The following is an 18,146-nucleotide window of genomic DNA, read 5'->3' on the forward strand; positions in this document are numbered from 1 at the left end:
GGCGGAGATCAAGTGATCTCCGCCAAGCCCTCCTTGACCAGGGGTCAAGTGTCAGATCGTCAATTACTTGAGGATCTTGGTGACCTGGCCGGCGCCGACGGTGCGACCACCCTCACGGATGGCGAACTTGAGGCCCTCCTCCATGGCGATCGGCTGGATCAGCACGACCGTCATGGCGGTGTTGTCGCCCGGCATGACCATCTCGGTGCCCTCGGGGAGGGTCACGACGCCGGTCACGTCCGTGGTACGGAAGTAGAACTGCGGGCGGTAGTTGTTGAAGAACGGGGTGTGACGACCACCCTCGTCCTTCGACAGGATGTAGGACTGGGCCTCGAACTCGGTGTGCGGGGTGACCGAACCGGGCTTGATGATGACCTGGCCGCGCTCGACGTCCTCGCGCTTGATGCCACGGAGGAGCAGACCGACGTTCTCACCGGCCTGGCCCTCGTCGAGCAGCTTGCGGAACATCTCGATGCCGGTGACCGTGGTGGTGGTCTTGGTCTCCTTGATGCCGATGATGTCGACAGTCTCGTTGACCTTGAGGATGCCACGCTCGATACGACCGGTGACGACGGTGCCACGACCGGTGATCGTGAAGACGTCCTCGATCGGCATCAGGAACGGCTGGTCCACGGCGCGGGCCGGGGTCGGGATGCTCTCGTCGACCGCGTGCATCAGGCCGAGGAGCTTCTCGCCCCACTCCTTGTCGCCCTCCAGCGCCTTCAGCGCGGAGACGCGGACGACCGGCAGGTCGTCGCCCGGGAACTCGTACTCGGAGAGGAGCTCACGGACCTCGAGCTCGACGAGCTCCAGGATCTCCTCGTCGTCCACCATGTCGGCCTTGTTCAGGGCGACGACGATGTAGGGGACGCCGACCTGGCGGGCCAGGAGGACGTGCTCCTTGGTCTGCGGCATCGGGCCGTCGGTGGCGGCGACGACGAGGATCGCACCGTCCATCTGGGCCGCACCGGTGATCATGTTCTTGATGTAGTCCGCGTGACCCGGGCAGTCAACGTGGGCGTAGTGACGCGCCTCGGTCTGGTACTCGACGTGCGCGATCGAGATGGTGATACCGCGCTGCCGCTCCTCCGGCGCCTTGTCGATCTGGTCGAACGGCGTGAAGGGGTTGATCTCCGGGTACGCGTCGTGCAGCACCTTGGTGATGGCCGCGGTAAGGGTCGTCTTACCGTGGTCAATGTGACCGATGGTGCCGATGTTGACGTGGGGCTTCGTCCGCTCGAACTTCGCCTTCGCCACTGCAGTCCTCCTGAGGACAGTTCTGTACGCCGTGCTGACGTCAGTTGGTCTTTGATCGGGTTGGGTACGGGGTGCCGCAGCACTCCATGCCGTCCCGCGGGTGGGGGCCGGAGGCACCCGGGAGAATCCGACCGGATTCTCCCGGGTTGCCTCCTAATAGCCTAAGGGTTCGCAATCGTCCCGAATGTCGGGACGTACTGCGGCCTCGGGTAAGGGGCCGGCTGGCGCCGGTCCTTACTCGCCCTTGGCCTTGGCGATGATGTCGTCCGCCACGTTCCGCGGAACCTCGGCGTACGAGTCGAACTGCATCGAGTAGCTCGCGCGACCGGAGGTCTTGCTGCGCAGGTCACCGACGTAGCCGAACATCTCGGAGAGCGGCACCAGCGCCGAAACGACGCGGGCACCGTAACGCTCGTCCATGGACCGGATCTGGCCACGGCGAGAGTTGATGTCGCCGATCACGTCGCCCATGTAGTCCTCGGGCGTGGTGACCTCGACGGCCATCATCGGCTCCAGCAGAGCCGGGGACGCCTTGCGAGCGCCCTCCTTGAAGGCCATCGAACCAGCGATCTTGAACGCGAGCTCGGAGGAGTCGACGTCGTGCGAGGCACCGTCGAGCAGCGTCACGCGGACACCCTGGAGCGGGTAGCCGGCGAGGACACCGAACTCCATGGCCTCCTGGCAACCGGCGTCGACCGAGGGGATGTACTCCTTCGGAACGCGGCCACCGGTGACCTTGTTCACGAACTCGTAGCCCTCGCCGGACTCGATCGGCTCGATCGCGATCTGGATCTTCGCGAACTGGCCGGAGCCACCGGTCTGCTTCTTGTGCGTGAAGTCGATGCGCTCGACGGCCTTGCGGATCGTCTCGCGGTACGCGACCTGCGGCTTGCCGACGTTGGCCTCGACCTTGAACTCACGCTTCATACGGTCGACCAGCACCTCGAGGTGCAGCTCGCCCATACCCGCGATGATGGTCTGGCCGGTCTCCTCGTCGGTGTTGACCTGGAAGGACGGGTCCTCCTCGGCCAGCCGCTGAATCGCGGTGCCCAGACGCTCCTGGTCACCCTTCGACTTCGGCTCGATCGCGACGCGGATGACCGGGGCCGGGAAGTCCATGGACTCCAGGATGACCGGGTGCTTCTCGTCGCTCAGGGTCTCGCCGGTGGTGGTCTGCTTGAGACCCATGACGGCGACGATGTCGCCGGCGCCCACCGACTCGATCTCCTCACGCTTGTTCGCGTGCATGCGGTAGATCTTGCCGATGCGCTCCTTGCGGCCCTTCACCGCGTTGAGGACGGCGGTGCCGGCCTCAAGGCGCCCGGAGTAGATCCGGACGAAGGTGAGCTTGCCGAGGTGCGGGTCGGACATGATCTTGAACGCCAGAGCCGCGAGCGGCTCGTCGTCCGACGCCTTGCGGGAGATCTTGACCGTGTCGTCGCCGGGCTTGGTGCCCTCGATGGACTCGATGTCCAGCGGCGACGGGAGGTAGTTGACGACCGCGTCGAGCAGGGGCTGGACGCCCTTGTTCTTGAAGGCGGTGCCGCAGAAGATCGGCGTGAAGTCCGAGTTCAGCGTGCCCTTGCGGATCGCGGCGATCAGCAGCTCCTGGGGGACGTCCTCGCCCTCCATGGCGAGCTCCATCACCTCGTCGCTGACGTTCGACACGGTGTCCAGCAGCTTCTCGCGGTACTCCGCGGCCTGGTCGGCCAGCTCGGCCGGGATGTCGACGATGTCGTACATCTCGCCCTTGGCGGCCTCGGCCGTCCAGACCAGCGCCTTCATGCGGACCAGGTCGACAACGCCCTGGAAGTCCGACTCGGCGCCGATCGGGAGCTGCATCACCAGCGGGGTCGCGCCGAGGCGCTCCACGATGGTGTCGACGCAGAAGAAGAAGTTCGCGCCCGTGCGGTCCAGCTTGTTGATGAAGCAGATGCGCGGGACGCCGTAGCGGTCAGCCTGCCGCCACACGGTCTCGGACTGGGGCTCGACACCGGCGACACCGTCGAACACCGTCACGGCACCGTCGAGGACGCGCAGCGAACGCTCCACCTCGACGGTGAAGTCGACGTGACCCGGGGTGTCGATGATGTTGATCGTGTTGTCAACGCCGTCGAGCGTCCAGTGACAGGTCGTCGCGGCCGACGTGATCGTGATGCCGCGCTCCTGCTCCTGCTCCATCCAGTCCATGGTGGCAGCGCCATCGTGGACCTCACCGATCTTGTACGAGACACCGGTGTAGAACAGGATCCGCTCGGTGGTGGTGGTCTTGCCCGCGTCGATGTGCGCCATGATCCCGATGTTGCGGACCCTGGCGAGGTCAAGGGAGGTTGCAGCCATGGTGGCTCGTTCTCTCTCTGTCTAGTGACGGGGTTGGGACTACCAGCGGTAGTGCGCGAAGGCCTTGTTGGACTCGGCCATCTTGTGGGTGTCCTCGCGACGCTTCACGGAAGCGCCCAGGCCGTTGCTGGCGTCGAGGATCTCGTTCATCAGGCGCTCGGTCATGGTCTTCTCGCGACGGGCGCGGGAGTAACCGACCATCCAGCGCAGCGCCAGGGTGCTGGCGCGGCCCGGACGGACCTCGACCGGAACCTGGTAGGTCGCGCCACCGACACGGCGGGACTTGACCTCGAGGGCCGGCTTGACGTTCTCCAGCGCGCGCTTCAGCGTCACGACGGGGTCGGAGCCGGTCTTCTCACGGACGCCCTCGAGGGCGCCGTAGACGATCCGCTCGGCGGTGGAGCGCTTGCCGTGCAGCAGGATCTTGTTGACCAGCTGGGTGACGACCGGGGAGCCGTAAACCGGGTCGATGATGACCGGGCGCTTCGGGGCGGGGCCCTTACGAGGCATTCTTACTTCTCCTTCTTGGCGCCGTAGCGGCTGCGAGCCTGCTTGCGGTTCTTGACACCCTGGGTGTCAAGCGAACCGCGGATGATCTTGTAGCGGACACCAGGAAGGTCCTTCACACGACCACCGCGCACCAGCACGATGGAGTGCTCCTGCAGGTTGTGGCCCTCGCCCGGGATGTAAGCGGTGACCTCGATCCCGCTGGTGAGGCGCACACGGGCGACCTTGCGAAGCGCCGAGTTCGGCTTCTTCGGGGTGGTCGTGTACACACGCGTGCAGACCCCACGACGCTGCGGGGAACCCTTCAGCGCGGGAGTCTTGTTCTTCTCGACCTTGTCCTGCCGGCCCTTTCGGACCAGCTGCTGGATCGTAGGCACCGTTTCTCCGTTTTCTGTGTGCCAAGGCTTGGTGGAACTAACCTGCGGTGTTCCCGTCGCACACGGCCCCGTGGTCGACCCACGCGGTCGGGTGTGTTGGGCTTATTCCGGTACGGAATCCCATGGGCTGCTGTACAGCGACGGCGCTCACGCGCGGCGCGCCGAAAAGGCGCTCCGGCTTGGCGCGGCGACCGGTGTGCATGCACGCACAAGGACCCGGGGACACCCCAGGCACAAGGTCAGAGCGTACCTAGCGCATCGGGCTCGGTCAAAACAAATGCAACGCCGCAGGTCGCGGCCGTCGGGACGGAGGTGCGGCCGGGGTGCCGGGGGCTCCCGTTCCCTCTACCACACATCCGGGACGTCCGCACTCCCGACCCTACGCGTCCGCCGGTATCGCCGCGAGCGGACGGTGCCGCCCGCGCCCGGCCCGGTCACCGCGCGCGCCCGCCCCCGCCGCGGCCTGCTGCGACGGTTCCTCCCGGTCGGTCACCACCACCAGCAGGGCCAGGACCAGGGCCGCCGCCGTGTAGACGACCACCCAGAGCGGCCAGCCGCCGGGCGGCGCCCACATCGCCGGGTGGAGGAAGAACGATCCGGTGGTGCCGACGGTGTTGCGGCGCAGCGCCCAGACGAAGGCCGCCGCGTTCGCGAGCGCGAGGGCGAAGGAGGAGAGCAGCAGCAGCCGGCGCCACGGCATCCCAGGCCGCCACGACTGCCGGGCAAGGATCACGGTGGCCATGATCGGCAGACCCACCGCGAAGGGCAGCAGGTAGCGGCCCTGCCAGATCAGGCCCAGCGTGCTCGCCTGCATGGCCTGGGCGGCCACCGGGATCACGACGATGCCGGCCAGCCCGCCCACGATCGCGAGCGCCTCGCGGAAGCGGGCGAAGCAGAGCGCCAGCAGGCCCAGCATCACCACGATCCCGGTCCAGAGCAGCAGCGTCGCGGCCGGCGACGGGGCGTCCAGCCAGCCGAACAGGCCGATCATCTGGTGGACCCAGATGAGGGTGCTGTCGAAGGTCCACCGGGCCGCCTTCAACGCGGTGAGGCTGTCCGGCGTCTCGATGACGGAGCGGTCGGGATGCTGGGAGGACCAGGCCATCGCGCCGACCGTGGCGGCGGCGATGGCAGTGGCCCAGAGCCAGGCCGAGCGGCGGCGCAGCACCTGGCGCAGGGCTCCGCGCTCCTGCAGCAGCAGGGCGAAGAACAGCGCGCCGGCGAACCAGATCAGGCCCAGCGGCCGGATGCTGATCAGCACGATCGCGCCGATGCCCAGCCGGCCCAGCCTGCGGGTCAGCAGGGCCGGGTCCGGCACCATGAGTATCGGCAGTCCGGCGCTCCAGGCCAGGATGCCGGCCGCGATCTCCGGGCCGCTGGGGTTGACCATGCCGGACATGAACAGGGCCATCGGAGTGGCGGACGCCATCACGCCGAGCAGCGGGACGGAGCGGCGGCGCCACTCCGCGGCCGAGACCACCGCGCTGGCCAGCAGCCCGGCGCAGACCAGCGCCGACATCAGCCGCATCAGGTAGATCCCGCCCTCGCCGGACACCAGGAGGCCGGGCCAGCCGACGGCCAGGTAGTAGGCCGGGTTGTAGCGGCCCGCCGCGGTGGTCACCTGCGTCTCGGTCCCCGTGTCCCTCAGCTTCGGGGCGCAGTCGGCCGGGACTTCCGGCTGGAAGACGTAGCAGGCGTTGACGTCCTTGAGGTCCTGGTAGAACTTCGGGAGGACCACCCCGGTCTCGGCGAACTTGCCCTCGATGCCGGCGACCGCGTGCGGGACCATCACCTCGCGGCCCTCGATCTGGCCGCGGGCGACGGCGGCGGCCCTGATGATGTGCGCGTGCTCGTCCGGCGAGGCCCCGATCGGGGTGGACATCGACCAGGACGCGCCGAGCGCGAAGAACAGGGCGAAGGACACGGCCCAGAGCCGTCTCGGCGTCGTGGCGAGCCGGTCGGCAAGCCGCTTCAGGGCGTTCATCATCGGGTGCTGGGTCTCCGGGAGTTCAGGTCGGTCGGGACAAGCCGGGAGCCGGTCACCGGACCATGGTGGACCAAGACTGGTCGCCGTCCTTCGAGCACGTGCCGCCGGGGGCGAACTTCGGGCAGCTGCCGTCCAGCTTCTGCACGGTATGCGACACCCACGGCAGGATGCGGTAGGAGTTCTCCTTGGCCGGCATGTAGCGGTCCGCCATCGACGAAGAGACGGTACCGAACAGGAACAGCAGGGCGAACAGCGCGCCGACCACTGCGGCGCGCGGGTTCGGCAGAGCGTCACCGGAGGCCGGGCCCCCGACGGGCCCCGCGAGTCCGCCGGCCTGCGCGCGGCGCCCGGCCGTCCTCAGGGACACCAGGTGCGCCACCAGGGCACAGATGACCAGACCGCAGTAGAGCAGCTGGTTGTCGGTGCGGGTGTAGAGCTGGACGGTCTGTGTCTCGTACGTGCGCGAGGCGATGTACATCCGCGTCAGCCAGGCGCTGGCGAACATACAGCAGACGGTGACCACCAGCGGCCTGCCCAGGCCGAGCCAGAGCGCGGCACCCAGGCAGAGGAACATCACCACGGCGAACAGTCCCAGGCCGCCGAACTCGCCCGGCGGCGGCCATTCGCCCACCGTGCCCGGCATGTCGGTGCGCCACATCAGGAAGTACGCCGGGTCGGTGAAGTTGTCGAAGCGGAAGCTGGAGTCCCTGGTGTCCTGCCCCTCCGTCAGCAGGGTGAACAGGTAGCGGCCCGCGACGGCCAGGAAGGCCGCGGCGGTGACACCGACGAAGGCCAGGCCCCTGGCCCGGCCGCTCCGCCACGGGAAGTGGACCAGCGCCGCGACCGCCACGCCCGCCGCGCTCCACAGGAACCAGCCCGAGTAGGTGAGGAACAACACGCCCAGGGCCGCACCGAAGCCGGCCGCCTTGAGCAGTACCGGCCGCCGGGCCGCCGTCCCGCTGCGGTGCAGCTCGACCACCACCGCGACCAGCACCGGGACCAGCAGGACCAGAACGGTCGGGCTGTACGGCTTGTAGGCGTCGATCAGCGCGAAGGCCGGCAACACGCCGAAGGCCAGCGCGCGCACCGGGCTGAGCAGCATCCGCCAGGCCAGGTACACCAGCGGGCCGAACGCGGCCGTGCCCAGGATCTGCAGGTCCTTGAAGGCGTACGCGGTGTTGCCGCCGTGGAACCAGTCGGCGTAGTAGCCCAGGGTGTAGAGCGGCAGCGGCGGATACACCGGCGAGCCGGAGGGCTGCCCGTTCGCGACCGCGTGGGCCCACTCGACGATCCGTCCGCTGTCGCCGTTGAGGCCGAACATCGGCCACGGGGTACCGAGCAGGGCGACGACGGCGCCCGCCGCGACGAAGCCGCTCGCGAGGCCGGCCACCGCGGCGGCGGTGAAGCGGGTGACCAGGTCGAAGTGGCGGCCGGCCCGCAGTCGCAGCGCGAGGACGGTCAGCGCGAGCAGGGCCAGGCCGATCAGGGCGAACCGGAACTGGAGCGCCGCGAGGCCGCTCACCTGGGCGATCCGGTCGAGCGGGTCGAGGTCGAAGCCGCCCGCCATCAGCGGCAGCACCAGCGCCGCCAGGAAGGCGACGGCCGCCTCTGCGGCCGGCAGGAACGGTGACGCGGCCGGCGATAAGCCGTCCGTCCGGTGCCGCCGGGCCGGCACCGCCGTCCGGGCACGCGCAGCGGTCAGGGAGAGCCCGCTGGCGCCCTCGTCACTGACTGTCACTGTACTGGTCTCTCGGCTGGTCGATACCCCGGCCGGCCCTCCTGGCCACCACCTCACCGGCCGACCGCGGAAGGCGGGGGTCCCGGTGCGGGCTCCGAGGCAGTTGCTCCGGGAATCCTATGACCCGACTGCCCAGGGGTTCACGTGTGGATCGTCCATTCGGCCGGTCGCTCCCCCGCCTGCCGGGGGGGCGATCCGGCCGTCGGCGCGGCGGCGGGGAAGGGACCACCTGCCGGGAGCGGCCCGGGATCACGCACTCCCGGTAGCCGGTCCCGGGTCACCCCGCGGCGAGCACGACCAGCATCAGCAGGGTCCAGGCCAGCGATCCGAGATAGCCGAAGATCAGGCCGACCGTGGCCATCCCGTCGCCGTCCTCGTTGCGCTCGCGGATCTGGCTCTTGGCGATGTGGCCGGTGATCACGGCGGGCAGCCCCAGCCCGAGCACGCCGAGCACCAGGGACGTCACGGCCATGCTGTTGGTCGGCCGCGCAGGGGGCAGGACGGGCGGCGGCAGGAAGGTGGGCGGCACCTGGCCGGTGAGCGACATCGGCGTCACCATCGGGCCGGACGGCAGGTCGGCCACCAGCCGGGTGAGCTCGCCGTACGTCTGCGCGGCGCTCGCCGCCTCGAAGCGCTGGCCGTACTCGTCGGCCGTGAGGCGGCCCTCGGCGTACGCGGCCTTCAGCACGTCGACCGTGCGGTCCCGGTCCGTGTGCGCCGCCCGCATCTGGGACTGGTGCATCTGCGGCTGCTGCACCTGAGCGGGCGGCCACGACCTGGCGTACGGGCCGGACGGCGCCTGCGGCGGCGGGCCCCCGTACCCGGGGGTCTTCTCGCCCCACGGCTGAACCGCCATCCGCCACCTCCGACACCCGGCGCACGCTGCGCTCACTGTCTCTCATAGTGCAGGACGAACCGGGGCGCTGAGTAGTTGCCGGTTTCTTCGTTGCCATTTTTCGCGACGCGCTCCGGCCCGCCTCCGTGTTCTCGCGACGGCCTCCGGCCGCCTCCGCGGACTCACCCGTTCGGCCTAGACACGCCGAAGATCACCCGCGGCGCGACAGCCCCGTCCGGGCAGTGGCAGGCTGTCGCCCGGACCACCCCTACCACCGCAGAGAAGGCCATCATGCAGGCGTCAGCGCCGCCACCGTCCCCCGCCCCCGCGTCCGGCGCCCCCGCGGCGGTGAGCATCCAGGGGCTGTGGAAGCGCTTCGGTGACCAGGCCGCGGTGGCCGGGCTGAGCCTGGAGCTGCCGGCCGGCGCGTTCATCGGGCTGGTCGGCCCGAACGGCGCCGGCAAGACCACCACCCTGTCGATGGTCACCGGGCTGCTCCGGCCCGACCAGGGCACCGTGCTGATCCACGGCGCCGACGTCTGGGGCGACCCGGTCGCCGTCAAGGCCCGGATCGGCATCCTGCCCGAGGGCCTGCGGATGTTCGAGCGGCTGAGCGGCCGCGAGCTGCTGCAGTACAACGGACGGTTGCGCGGCCTGCCCGGCGCCGAGGTGGACCGCCGGGCCGAGGAGCTGCTGGCCGTCCTCGACCTGGCCGGCGACGCCGACAAGCTGGTCGCCGACTACTCCACCGGCATGCGCAAGAAGATCGGCCTGGCCGCCGCGCTGCTGCACAACCCGGACGTGCTCTTCCTCGACGAGCCCTTCGAGGGCGTCGACCCGGTGTCCGCCCAGACCATCCGCGGGGTGCTCAAGCGGTACGCCGCGGCCGGCTCCACCGTCGTGTTCTCCAGCCACGTCATGGAGCTGGTCGAGCAGCTCTGCGACTGGGTCGCCGTGGTCAACGCCGGCCGGGTGATCGCCCAGGGTCCGCTGGACGCCGTCCGCGGCGAGCACACCCTGCACGAGGCGTTCCTCGCGCTGATCGGCGTCCGCGAGGACGACGGCCAGGCGCTCGGCTGGCTCGGGGGCGGGCAGTGACCTCCCAGGCCACCGGCCTCCGCGCGGCCCGCACCGCGGTGCCCGACGGGCGGACGGTCGTCCGCGCGCTCGTCGCGCTCAAGCTCCGGCTGCTCCGCAACGGGCTGCGGCGCAGCCGCGGCCGGGCCGCCCTCTACGTCGTCGGCACCGTGGTCGGCCTGCTGTTCGCCACCGGGCTGGCGGTGGCCCTCGCCTTCCTGGGCCGCTTCGACGGCGCCGGTGACGCGGCGGTGATGCTCGCCGGCGTGCTCACCCTCAGCTGGGCCGCACTGCCGCTCTTCCTGTTCGCCAGCGACGAGAGCTCCGACCCCACCCGGCTCACCATGCTGCCGCTGCGCCCCGGACCGCTGCTGCGCGGCTCGGTGCTGGCCGCGCTGATCGGGCCCGGGCCGCTGATCGCGCTGGTGCTGCTCACCGGCGCGGCGATCGCCGGCGCCGACGGGCCCGCCTCGGCCGTGGTCGCCGTGGTCGGGGTCCCGCTGACCGTGCTCAGCCTGGTGACGCTCTCCCGCTCGGTCGCGGCGGGCAACGCCCGGCTGCTCTCCAGCCGGCGCGGCAAGGACTTCGCGATCTTCGGCGGTCTGCTCTTCGCACTGCTGGGCCAGGCCGCCAACGTCGGCTTTCAGAGCGTCTTCGGCCGGCCCGGCGACCGACTCGACCTCAGCCCGCTGAAGCCGATCGCCTCGGTACTGCGCTGGGTGCCGCCGGTCAGCGCACTGGACGCCTCCCGCACCGCCGGCGAGGGCCGCTACGGCCTCGCGGTGCTCCAGCTGGCGGCGGCGGCCGCGCTGCTGACGCTGCTGCTGCGCTGGTGGCGTGGCAGCCTCCAGCAGCTGATGGTCACCGCGGACGCCTCCACGCTGGAGGTGGCGCGCGGTGTGCAGTCCTCGCGCGGCTGGGGCTTCCTGCCCGGGGGCCGGACCGGGGCGGTGATGCAGCGCCACCTCCGGTACGCCTGGCGGGAGCCGCGGGCCAAGGCCGCCGTCTTCACCAGCATCGGGATGACCCTGGTGATCTGCGTGCTGTCGGTGGTCCAGGGCTGGGCGAGCGTCTACCTGGTGTCGGCCACCGGGATGTTCCTCGGCCTGCAGATGCTCAACCTGTTCGGCATGGACGGCTCGGCGTTCTGGATGGTCGCCGCCACCCTGCTCACCCCCGCCGACGCCCGGGAGGAGCTCCGCGGGCGGGCATTCGCGGTGCTCGCGTACGCGGTGCCGGTCACCCTCGGGCTGGGGCTGGTGCTGGCCGTCGTCACCGGCGACTGGGCCGGCCTGCCGGCGGCGCTCGGCCTGGCCTTCGGCCTGCTCGGCAGCGGCATCGCGATCGGCGCGGTGCTCAGCGTGCTGGCGCCGTACACCATGCCGGCCGACAACAACCCGATGCGCAACGCGGCCCCCGGCCAGGGTGGCCTGGTGCTGCTGAACAGCTTCGGCTCGATGTTCGGCGCCGTGCTGGTCAGCGCCCCGGTCGCCGGCTACCTCGGCTGGGCCCTGGCCACCGACGGCCCGGCCTGGCCGGTCGTCCTGCTCGGTCCGCTCTACGGCGCGCTGGTCGCCTTCCTCGGCGTCCGCCTCGCCGCCGGCCGCCTGCTGGAGCGCATCCCGGAGATCCTCGCCAAGACGGTCGAACGCTGACGGCGGCCCGCGCGGGCCGCCACGGAGCGCCCGGCCCCCGTCGCGGGGCCGGGCGCTCCGGCATCATGGGCGGGAGGCTGTCCTGACCGCAGGGCGGGTACGAGGAGAGCGGGCTACACCGTGGGCAAGGGCAGGCAGCAGGGGCAGGCCGGGGCGGACGGGGGCGCCGGACCGCTGCTGGCGCAGGCGGTGGCCGCGGTGCTGACGGCGCCGCAGGAGCGGCTGGACCTCGCGCTGGACACCGGGGCCTCGCTGCTGGCCGCCTCGCCGGACCAGTGGCCGGCGGTGAGCCGGGCGCTGCTGGGGTACGCGGACACCGCGGTCGGACGGTGCTGGTCGGCGGGGTGGCGGCCGGCCGACCTGGCCCGGGTGGTGCGGCGGGAGCTGAAGCCGGTGCACCTGGCGCTCGCGCTCGACCTGATCGCCGCCGAGGGGCGACGGCGCCCGGCGGCCGCGCCGGACCGGCGCTGGCAGGAGCAGCTGCGCGAGCTGGAGGCCCAGGTCTGGTGGCAGGGCGACGAGGCCTACCTCGCCGCCTTCGCGCACCGGCACCGGCTGGACCGCTTCGCGCTGGCCACGGCGGTGCTGGAGCTGCTGCGGTCATGGGGCCGGCTGCCCCCGATCGCGCCGGTCGGCCCGGCGCCCGGCCGGGCCGGGGGCGGGCCCGGGACGCACCGGTCGTCGTCCGGCCCGGTGCCGGGTGAACCGCGGATGCTCTCCCGGATCCGGGCGCTGCTGGCGAAGGCCGAGTCCACCGAGTACCCGGAGGAGGCCGAGGCACTGACCGCCAAGGCCCAGCAGCTGATGGCGCAGCACAGCATCGACGATGCCCTGCTCGCCGTCGCGGCCGCCGACCGCAACGCCCCGGCGTCGCTGCGGATCGGCGTGGACAACCCGTACGAGGGCCCGAAGACGATGCTGCTGGACGCGGTGGCGGCGGCCAACCGGTGCCGGGTGGTCTGGGCGAAGGAGTTCGGCTTCTGCACCATCATCGGCTTCGACGCGGACCTCGACGGCGTCGAGCTGCTCTACACCTCGCTGCTGGTGCAGGCGACGCACGCGATGAACAAGGCCGGCTCGCGCCAGCACCTGGACGGCGCCTCGCGCACCAAGGCGTTCCGGCACTCCTTCCTGGTGGCGTACGCGGCCCGGATCCGCGAGCGGCTGGTCGCCGCCACCGAGCAGGCGACCAGCGACGCGGCGGCCGGCCGGCACCTGCGCGAGGACGGCACCGCGGAGCAGCTGGTACCGGACGAGCGGCTGCTGCCGGCGCTCGCGGCCCGGACCGAGGCGGTGGACCAGGAGGTCGGGCGGATGTTCCCGAAGCTGGTCTCGCAGCGGGTCCGGGTGAGCGACGGAGAGGGCTGGGCGGCCGGCCGCGCGGCCGCCGACCGGGCCGCCCTGCACGGCCGGGCCGGCGAGATCCGGTCGTAGGACGTCCCGCCACCGGCGGGGACGGGCGGGGCGGGAGCGGCCGGGCCTGATAGAACGGACTCCGGTAGACGCGAGGGGGAACGGTGGCGGTGACGGAGTCGGGGTACCCGGACCGGGTGCGCGGGGCGCTGCTCGGCGGAGCGGTCGGGGACGCCCTGGGCTGGCCGGTGGAGTTCCAGCAGCTGTACCAGATCCGTGAGCAGCACGGCCCGGCCGGCGTGACCGGACTGCCGTCCGGCGGCCGGATCGCCGAGGTCACCGACGACACCCAGATGACGCTGTTCACCGCCGAGGGCCTGATCCGCGGCTTCGTCCGGGGCTGGTCGGGCGGAGGCGGCTCCGTCCCGGAGGCCGTCCACGGCGCCTACCGGCGCTGGCTGCTCACCCAGAGCCAGGGCGCGCCGGACCAGCATCCGCTCCCCCGCCCGTACGACGGCTGGCTGCTGCGCCAGCCGTTCCTGTACGCGCGGCGGGCGCCGGGCAACGCCTGCCTGAGCGGGATGTCGTACCACCCGGAGTTCCAGGCGCCGGCGCCGTTCGGGCAGCCGGGGCCGATCAACGCGCACTCCAAGGGCTGCGGCACGGTGATGCGTTCGGCGCCGTTCGGGCTGGCCCGGCTGGGCGCCGAGCAGTCCTTCGGGCTGGCCGCGCAGTGCGCGCAGCTCACCCACGGGCACCCGACCGGCTACCTGGCGGCGGGCGCGTTCGCGGCGCTGGTGGAGCGGCTGGCGGACGGGGTGGAGCCGTGGGCGGCGGTCGGGCAGACCGTCGACCAGACCCGGGAGTGGCCGGCGTCCAAGGAGACCGTCCAGGCGCTGGCCCGGGCCGTCCGGGTGGCCGAGGAGTCCGAGCCGTCGGCGGAGGCGGTGGAGCGGGTCGGGCTCGGCTGGATCGCCGAGGAATGCCTGGCCATCGCGGTGTACTGCCTGCTGGCCGCCGGCTCCGAGCCCGACCCGGCCCGGGCGGCGCTGCTGCTCTCGGTGAACCACTCCGGGGACAGCGACTCCACGGGCGCGGTCTGCGGCAACCTGGTCGGCGCGGCCTACGGCGCCGCCGCCCTGCCGGCCGCCTGGACCGAGGCGGTGGAGGGCAACGAGACGCTGCTGCGGGTGGCGGACGACCTGCTGGTGTTGTTCGGCAGCCGGGAGCCGGCCCACCCGGCGCTCGGCGGCCGCTACCCGGCCTGGTGACCGGGTAGCGCTCAGCGCGCCTGCGGGTCGGTGACCTGGCCGAGGAAGAGCGGCCGGCTCAGCGCGCCTGCGGGTCGGCGACCTGGCCGAGGAACAGCGGCCGGCCGGTGGCGGTGTCCCGGATCAGGAACAGGAACGGCCGGTCGATGTGCAGCTCGACGGGGCGCTTCGGGGCCGCCGCGCCCGCCGCCTCCATCCCGACGCCGCTGCCGGCGGCGGCCACCGTGCCCTCCTCGTCCACCTCGATGGTGGCCTTCTGGACGACCGTGCCGATCTTCAGCCGCTCCTTCGCGCCGGGCCCGGGGATGCCGCCGAAGTCCGCGGCGTCGAAGGCGGCGTTGACGCCGAGCGCGCGCAGCGTCGGGGTCAGCTCGTTGGCCGTGTCGAAGTGGAAGCGCGGCAGTGTCAGGTCGACGGACTGGTCGGCGAGTTCGCCCAGGATCCGGTCCAGTTGGGCCTGGTCCAGGCCCTTGGTGAAGGCCGCGAAGCCGCCCTGCGCGGGCACCAGCAGGTCCATGGCCAGCCCGCCGTCCGCGTACGGGAGTTCGACGGCCTGCCAGGGCTCGCCGAGGATCCCGCCGGAGCCCTCGGCGTAGCGGAAGGTGCCGGTCCGGCCCATGGTGCTGACCGCGGGGGCCGAGCCGTCCAGGCGGTGGAACGGCTTGTCGGCGGTGTTCTCGGGCTTGAACGGGGTGGCCCACTTCGCCTTGAGATAGAGCGCGTCGGTGAGTGCCAGCCGGGTGTCCTTGTTGATCGCCTTCTCGCCGAAGAGGTCCTTGATCCGGCCTTCGGTGGCCTTCTCCACGGCCGCGTTGACGCTCTTGCGGGCGCCCTCCGGGTCCTTCGTGAAGTCGGCGGTGTGCACACCGGTGTCGAAGGCGGCGGCGAGGGTGGCCAGGTAGTCCTGGTTCAGCGGGAAGCCCTGCTGGGCCCAGAGGTCGTCGGACTGGCGCAGGGTCAGTCCGCCGGTGGGCGGGAGGCTGCGGGCGAGGGCGCCGGTGGCGAGGGCGTACTGCTGCGGGGTGAGCTCGGTGTGCAGGGCCTTGGCGAGCTCGTCGGCGGTGGCGCCGCGGGCGCCGGGCAGCACCATGGCGAGCGCGGTGGCCAGGCCCGACGGCGAGAGCACCATGTTGCGGCCGGCCTGGTCGGGCGCGGCGGTGAGGGTGTGCAGGAGGTCCAGGCCGAAGGCGTTGGCGGCGGCCGCGGTCGCGGCGACCTGGGCCGGGTCGGCGGGCGGCGACGAGGCGGGCGTGGAGGCGCGGACGACGAGGGGCTCGGCGGCGCCGGTGGAGCCGCAGCCGGTGAGGAGCAGCGGGGCGGCGAGTGCGGCGGTGACGGTCGCGGTGAGGAGCAGGACGGCCGGGCGGCGGCCGGTCCGGCGGGTTCGACTGGTCATGGCGGTTCGACGCGGCCCCCGCCCGGACGGTTCCGCCCGGCAGGCTCGTGCCGGGCGGAACCGTCCGGCACGAGGGTGCGCGGCCGGCCGCCGCCGGGGGCTGCCGCTCGCGGCACCGCGCCGGCGCGTCAGTCCCAGAGCGCGCCGAGCGCGAGCAGCTCGTCCCGGTGCTCGATCCGCTCCACCCAGTCCGCGGGCCAGGCCGACGCGCCGTGGTGGGCACCGGCGAAGGCGCCGGTCAGACAGGCGATCGAGTCGGAGTCACCGGAGGAGTACGCGGCCCGGCGGACGGCGGCCACCGGGTCGTCCGGCAGCAGGAGGAAGCAGAGCAGGCCGGTGGCGAGCGCCTCCTCGGCGATCCAGCCCTCGCCGGTGGCCAGGCACGGGTCCGCCTCGGCATCGGGCCGGGCCAGCGCGGCGTCCAGCCGGTCGAGGACGCCGAGGCACTCTCCCCAACCGCGGGCGATGAAGTGCTCCGGCGACGGGTCCTGGGCGTGCGCCGCGAGGTCGCCGAGCCAGAACTCGTCGTACCGGGTGCGGTTGGCCAGCGCGTACGCCCGCAGCACGGCGGTCAGGCCGGACGGCGGCAGGCCCTCGGCGAGCTTGCGGACGGCGTACGCGGTGAGGTCACTGGCGGCGAGCGCGGTGGGGTGGCCGTGGGTGAGCGCGGACTGCAGCTGGGCGGCCCCGGCGAGCTGGCGCGTCGTCAGCTCCTTGACCAGCCCGATCGGGGCGACCCGCATGTTGGCGCCGCAGCCCTTGGAGCCGAGGTCGCTCGCCTCCTGCCAGCGGCGGCCGCTGGAAAGCCGCTGGCAGGAGCGCATGCAGGTCATTCCGGGCGCCCTGTTGTTCTCCGGCGAGCGCCACCAGTCGACGAACTCCTCGCGCAGCGGCCGCTCCAGCCGCAGCGGGCCCAGCGGACCGTGCTCCAGGGCGGTGCGCAGGGCACGGGCGAGGGCGAGCGCCATCTGGGTGTCGTCGGTGACCAACGCCTTACCAGGAAGCGGCAGTTGCCGCCAGTCGGGGTCGTACGCGGCGATCATCTCGACCGTGCGGAACTCGGTCAGCCGACCCAGCGCGTCCCCGATCGCCAGCCCCAGCAGTGCCCCCGTCGCCTTGCCCACGACCCCTCCTATGCCTCGACCAGCAACTCCTTCAGCCCCCGGATCACGTAGCCCGGGCGCCACTCGGGCTCGCGGACCAGCCGCAGGCCCGGCGCCCGGCGCAGCAGCGCGCCGTACGACTCGGTGAGCTCCAGTCTGGCAAGGGGGGCACCGAGGCAGAAGTGAATTCCGGCGCCGAAGGTGATGTGCGGATTGTCGGTGCGGCCGAGGTCGAGCCGGTCCGGCTCGGCGAAGCGGTCCGGGTCGCGGTTGGCGGAGCCGAAGAGCAGCGCGATCTCGGAGCCGCGCGGGACGGTGACGCCGCGCACCTCGACGTCCTCCAGCACCCACCGCTCGAACATCTGCAACGGGGTGTCCCAGCGCATCAGCTCCTCGACGGCGGTGGGCAGCAGTTCGTCCACCGAGCCGCGCAGCCGGGCCAGTTCGTCCGGGTTGCGGAACAGCGCCCACCAGCCGTTGCCGGTGGTGTTGACCGTCGCCTCGTGGCCGGCGTTGAGCAGCAGCACGCAGGTGGAGATCATCTCCTGCTCGCTGAGCGCGTCCGAGCCCTCCTGGGCCTGGATCAGGGCGCTGATCAGGTCGCCGGCCGGGTCGGCCCGGCGCTCGCGGATGAGCGCGCGCAGGTAGTCGGAGAACTCGGTGCTCGCGGTGACGGCCCGGCGGGCTGTCTCCTCGGTCGGGTTGAGCTCGAACATGCCGGTGATGTCGGCGGACCACGGCCGCAGCAGGTGCCTGTCCGGCTCGGGGACGCCGAGCATCTCGGCGATCACGGCGACCGGCAGCGGTTCGGCGACGGCGGCGATCAGGTCGCCGCCGCCGGCCGCGAGCAGCCCGTCGACCAGCTCGCCGGCGAGCCGCTGCACGGTCGGCCGCAGCCCCTCGACCATGCGCGGGGTGAACGCCTTGGAGACCAGCCGCCGGATCCGGGTGTGGTCCGGCGCCTCCAGGTCGAGCAGCCCGTTGTCGTTGAGCGTGTGGAACGGCTCGTGCGCCGGGTCGGGCGCGGGCCGCCCGAACTCCTCGTGGGTGAACCGGTGGGTGTACGTCCGCCCGAGCCGCCGGTCCCGCAGCAGCGCGCTGACGTCCTCGTGCCGCGAGACCAGCCACTGGCCGGTCGGCTCGTGGTACGTCACCGGCGCGTGCTCGCGCAGCTCGGCGTACGCGTCGTACGGGTGGGCCACGAACGCCGCCGACCAGGGGTCGAACTTCGCCGTCGTCGTCATCGATCA

Annotated in this window: 14 protein-coding genes; 4 read left to right on the plus strand and 10 right to left on the minus strand. The window is 72.1% G+C overall.

What is annotated here, in order from left to right; translation table 11 throughout:
- Positions 1–63: 63 nt before the first annotated feature.
- The 7 genes from tuf to ACZ3YO_RS15975 all read right to left on the minus strand — a co-directional run bounded on the left by tuf (position 64) and on the right by ACZ3YO_RS15975 (position 9,062).
- Positions 64–1,257, minus strand: a complete 1,194-nt coding sequence (gene tuf, locus ACZ3YO_RS15945; protein ID WP_313764195.1) for an elongation factor Tu — start codon at positions 1,255–1,257, stop codon at positions 64–66.
- Between the two features lie 234 nt (positions 1,258–1,491).
- Entirely contained in the window at positions 1,492–3,597 is a 2,106-nt protein-coding gene (gene fusA / locus ACZ3YO_RS15950) for an elongation factor G (protein ID WP_396321474.1), read from the minus strand.
- Positions 3,598–3,636: 39 nt separating this feature from the next.
- Entirely contained in the window at positions 3,637–4,107 is a 471-nt protein-coding gene (gene rpsG, locus ACZ3YO_RS15955) for a 30S ribosomal protein S7 (protein WP_030055803.1), read from the minus strand.
- A 2-nt stretch (positions 4,108–4,109) separates the two neighbouring features.
- Positions 4,110–4,481, minus strand: coding sequence for a 30S ribosomal protein S12 (gene rpsL, locus ACZ3YO_RS15960; RefSeq protein ID WP_014144289.1), 372 nt, complete (start codon positions 4,479–4,481; stop codon positions 4,110–4,112).
- A gap of 379 nt (positions 4,482–4,860) precedes the next feature.
- Positions 4,861–6,468 (minus strand): DUF2142 domain-containing protein, encoded by a 1,608-nt coding sequence (locus ACZ3YO_RS15965; RefSeq protein WP_465569503.1) that lies wholly within the window; start codon positions 6,466–6,468, stop codon positions 4,861–4,863.
- A 52-nt stretch (positions 6,469–6,520) separates the two neighbouring features.
- Positions 6,521–8,206: a hypothetical protein gene (locus tag ACZ3YO_RS15970; RefSeq protein WP_465569504.1), complete on the minus strand. Its 1,686-nt coding sequence runs from the start codon at positions 8,204–8,206 to the stop codon at positions 6,521–6,523.
- A gap of 277 nt (positions 8,207–8,483) precedes the next feature.
- Positions 8,484–9,062: a DUF1707 and DUF4190 domain-containing protein gene (locus ACZ3YO_RS15975; protein WP_465548916.1), complete on the minus strand. Its 579-nt coding sequence runs from the start codon at positions 9,060–9,062 to the stop codon at positions 8,484–8,486.
- 270 nt (positions 9,063–9,332) lie between these two features.
- On the opposite strand from ACZ3YO_RS15975, the gene ACZ3YO_RS15980 reads away from it, so the two are divergent.
- From ACZ3YO_RS15980 to ACZ3YO_RS15995, 4 genes are all read left to right on the plus strand, one after another.
- Positions 9,333–10,139: an ABC transporter ATP-binding protein gene (locus tag ACZ3YO_RS15980; RefSeq protein ID WP_465569506.1), complete on the plus strand. Its 807-nt coding sequence runs from the start codon at positions 9,333–9,335 to the stop codon at positions 10,137–10,139.
- Complete coding sequence (locus ACZ3YO_RS15985) at positions 10,136–11,773, plus strand: transporter (protein ID WP_465569508.1); 1,638 nt, start codon at positions 10,136–10,138, stop codon at positions 11,771–11,773. Before ACZ3YO_RS15980 ends, ACZ3YO_RS15985 begins: the two co-directional genes overlap by 4 nt.
- A gap of 120 nt (positions 11,774–11,893) precedes the next feature.
- A complete protein-coding gene (locus ACZ3YO_RS15990; RefSeq protein WP_465569510.1) occupies positions 11,894–13,207 on the plus strand; it encodes a DUF2786 domain-containing protein in 1,314 nt (437 codons plus the stop codon).
- Positions 13,208–13,296: 89 nt separating this feature from the next.
- On the plus strand, positions 13,297–14,397 hold the full coding sequence (locus tag ACZ3YO_RS15995) for an ADP-ribosylglycohydrolase family protein (protein ID WP_396321481.1): 1,101 nt from the start codon (positions 13,297–13,299) through the stop codon (positions 14,395–14,397).
- Positions 14,398–14,455: 58 nt separating this feature from the next.
- On the opposite strand, the gene ACZ3YO_RS16000 is transcribed toward ACZ3YO_RS15995, so the two are convergent.
- From ACZ3YO_RS16000 to ACZ3YO_RS16010, 3 genes are all read right to left on the minus strand, one after another.
- Positions 14,456–15,793: a serpin family protein gene (locus tag ACZ3YO_RS16000; protein ID WP_465569512.1), complete on the minus strand. Its 1,338-nt coding sequence runs from the start codon at positions 15,791–15,793 to the stop codon at positions 14,456–14,458.
- Positions 15,794–15,921: 128 nt separating this feature from the next.
- A complete protein-coding gene (locus ACZ3YO_RS16005) occupies positions 15,922–16,917 on the minus strand; it encodes an ADP-ribosylglycohydrolase family protein (protein ID WP_465569514.1) in 996 nt (331 codons plus the stop codon).
- 8 nt (positions 16,918–16,925) lie between these two features.
- The gene (locus ACZ3YO_RS16010; RefSeq protein ID WP_465569516.1) at positions 16,926–18,140 is read right to left on the minus strand and encodes a cytochrome P450; all 1,215 of its coding nucleotides are present in this window, start codon (positions 18,138–18,140) and stop codon (positions 16,926–16,928) included.
- Positions 18,141–18,146 lie beyond the last annotated feature (6 nt).

The organism is Kitasatospora sp. NPDC022785 (assembly GCF_055561295.1).

Bases quoted from the DNA above. Each gene is read 5' to 3' on its own strand.
- fusA (WP_396321474.1), bottom strand. From the start codon at position 3,597: ATGGCTGCAACCTCCCTTGACCTCGCCAGGGTCCGCAACATCGGGATC.
- rpsG (WP_030055803.1), bottom strand. From the start codon at position 4,107: ATGCCTCGTAAGGGCCCCGCCCCGAAGCGCCCGGTCATCATCGACCCG.
- ACZ3YO_RS15965 (WP_465569503.1), bottom strand. From the start codon at position 6,468: ATGATGAACGCCCTGAAGCGGCTTGCCGACCGGCTCGCCACGACGCCG.
- ACZ3YO_RS15975 (WP_465548916.1), bottom strand. From the start codon at position 9,062: ATGGCGGTTCAGCCGTGGGGCGAGAAGACCCCCGGGTACGGGGGCCCG.
- ACZ3YO_RS15980 (WP_465569506.1), top strand. From the start codon at position 9,333: ATGCAGGCGTCAGCGCCGCCACCGTCCCCCGCCCCCGCGTCCGGCGCC.
- ACZ3YO_RS16000 (WP_465569512.1), bottom strand. From the start codon at position 15,793: ATGACCAGTCGAACCCGCCGGACCGGCCGCCGCCCGGCCGTCCTGCTC.
- ACZ3YO_RS16010 (WP_465569516.1), bottom strand. From the start codon at position 18,140: ATGACGACGACGGCGAAGTTCGACCCCTGGTCGGCGGCGTTCGTGGCC.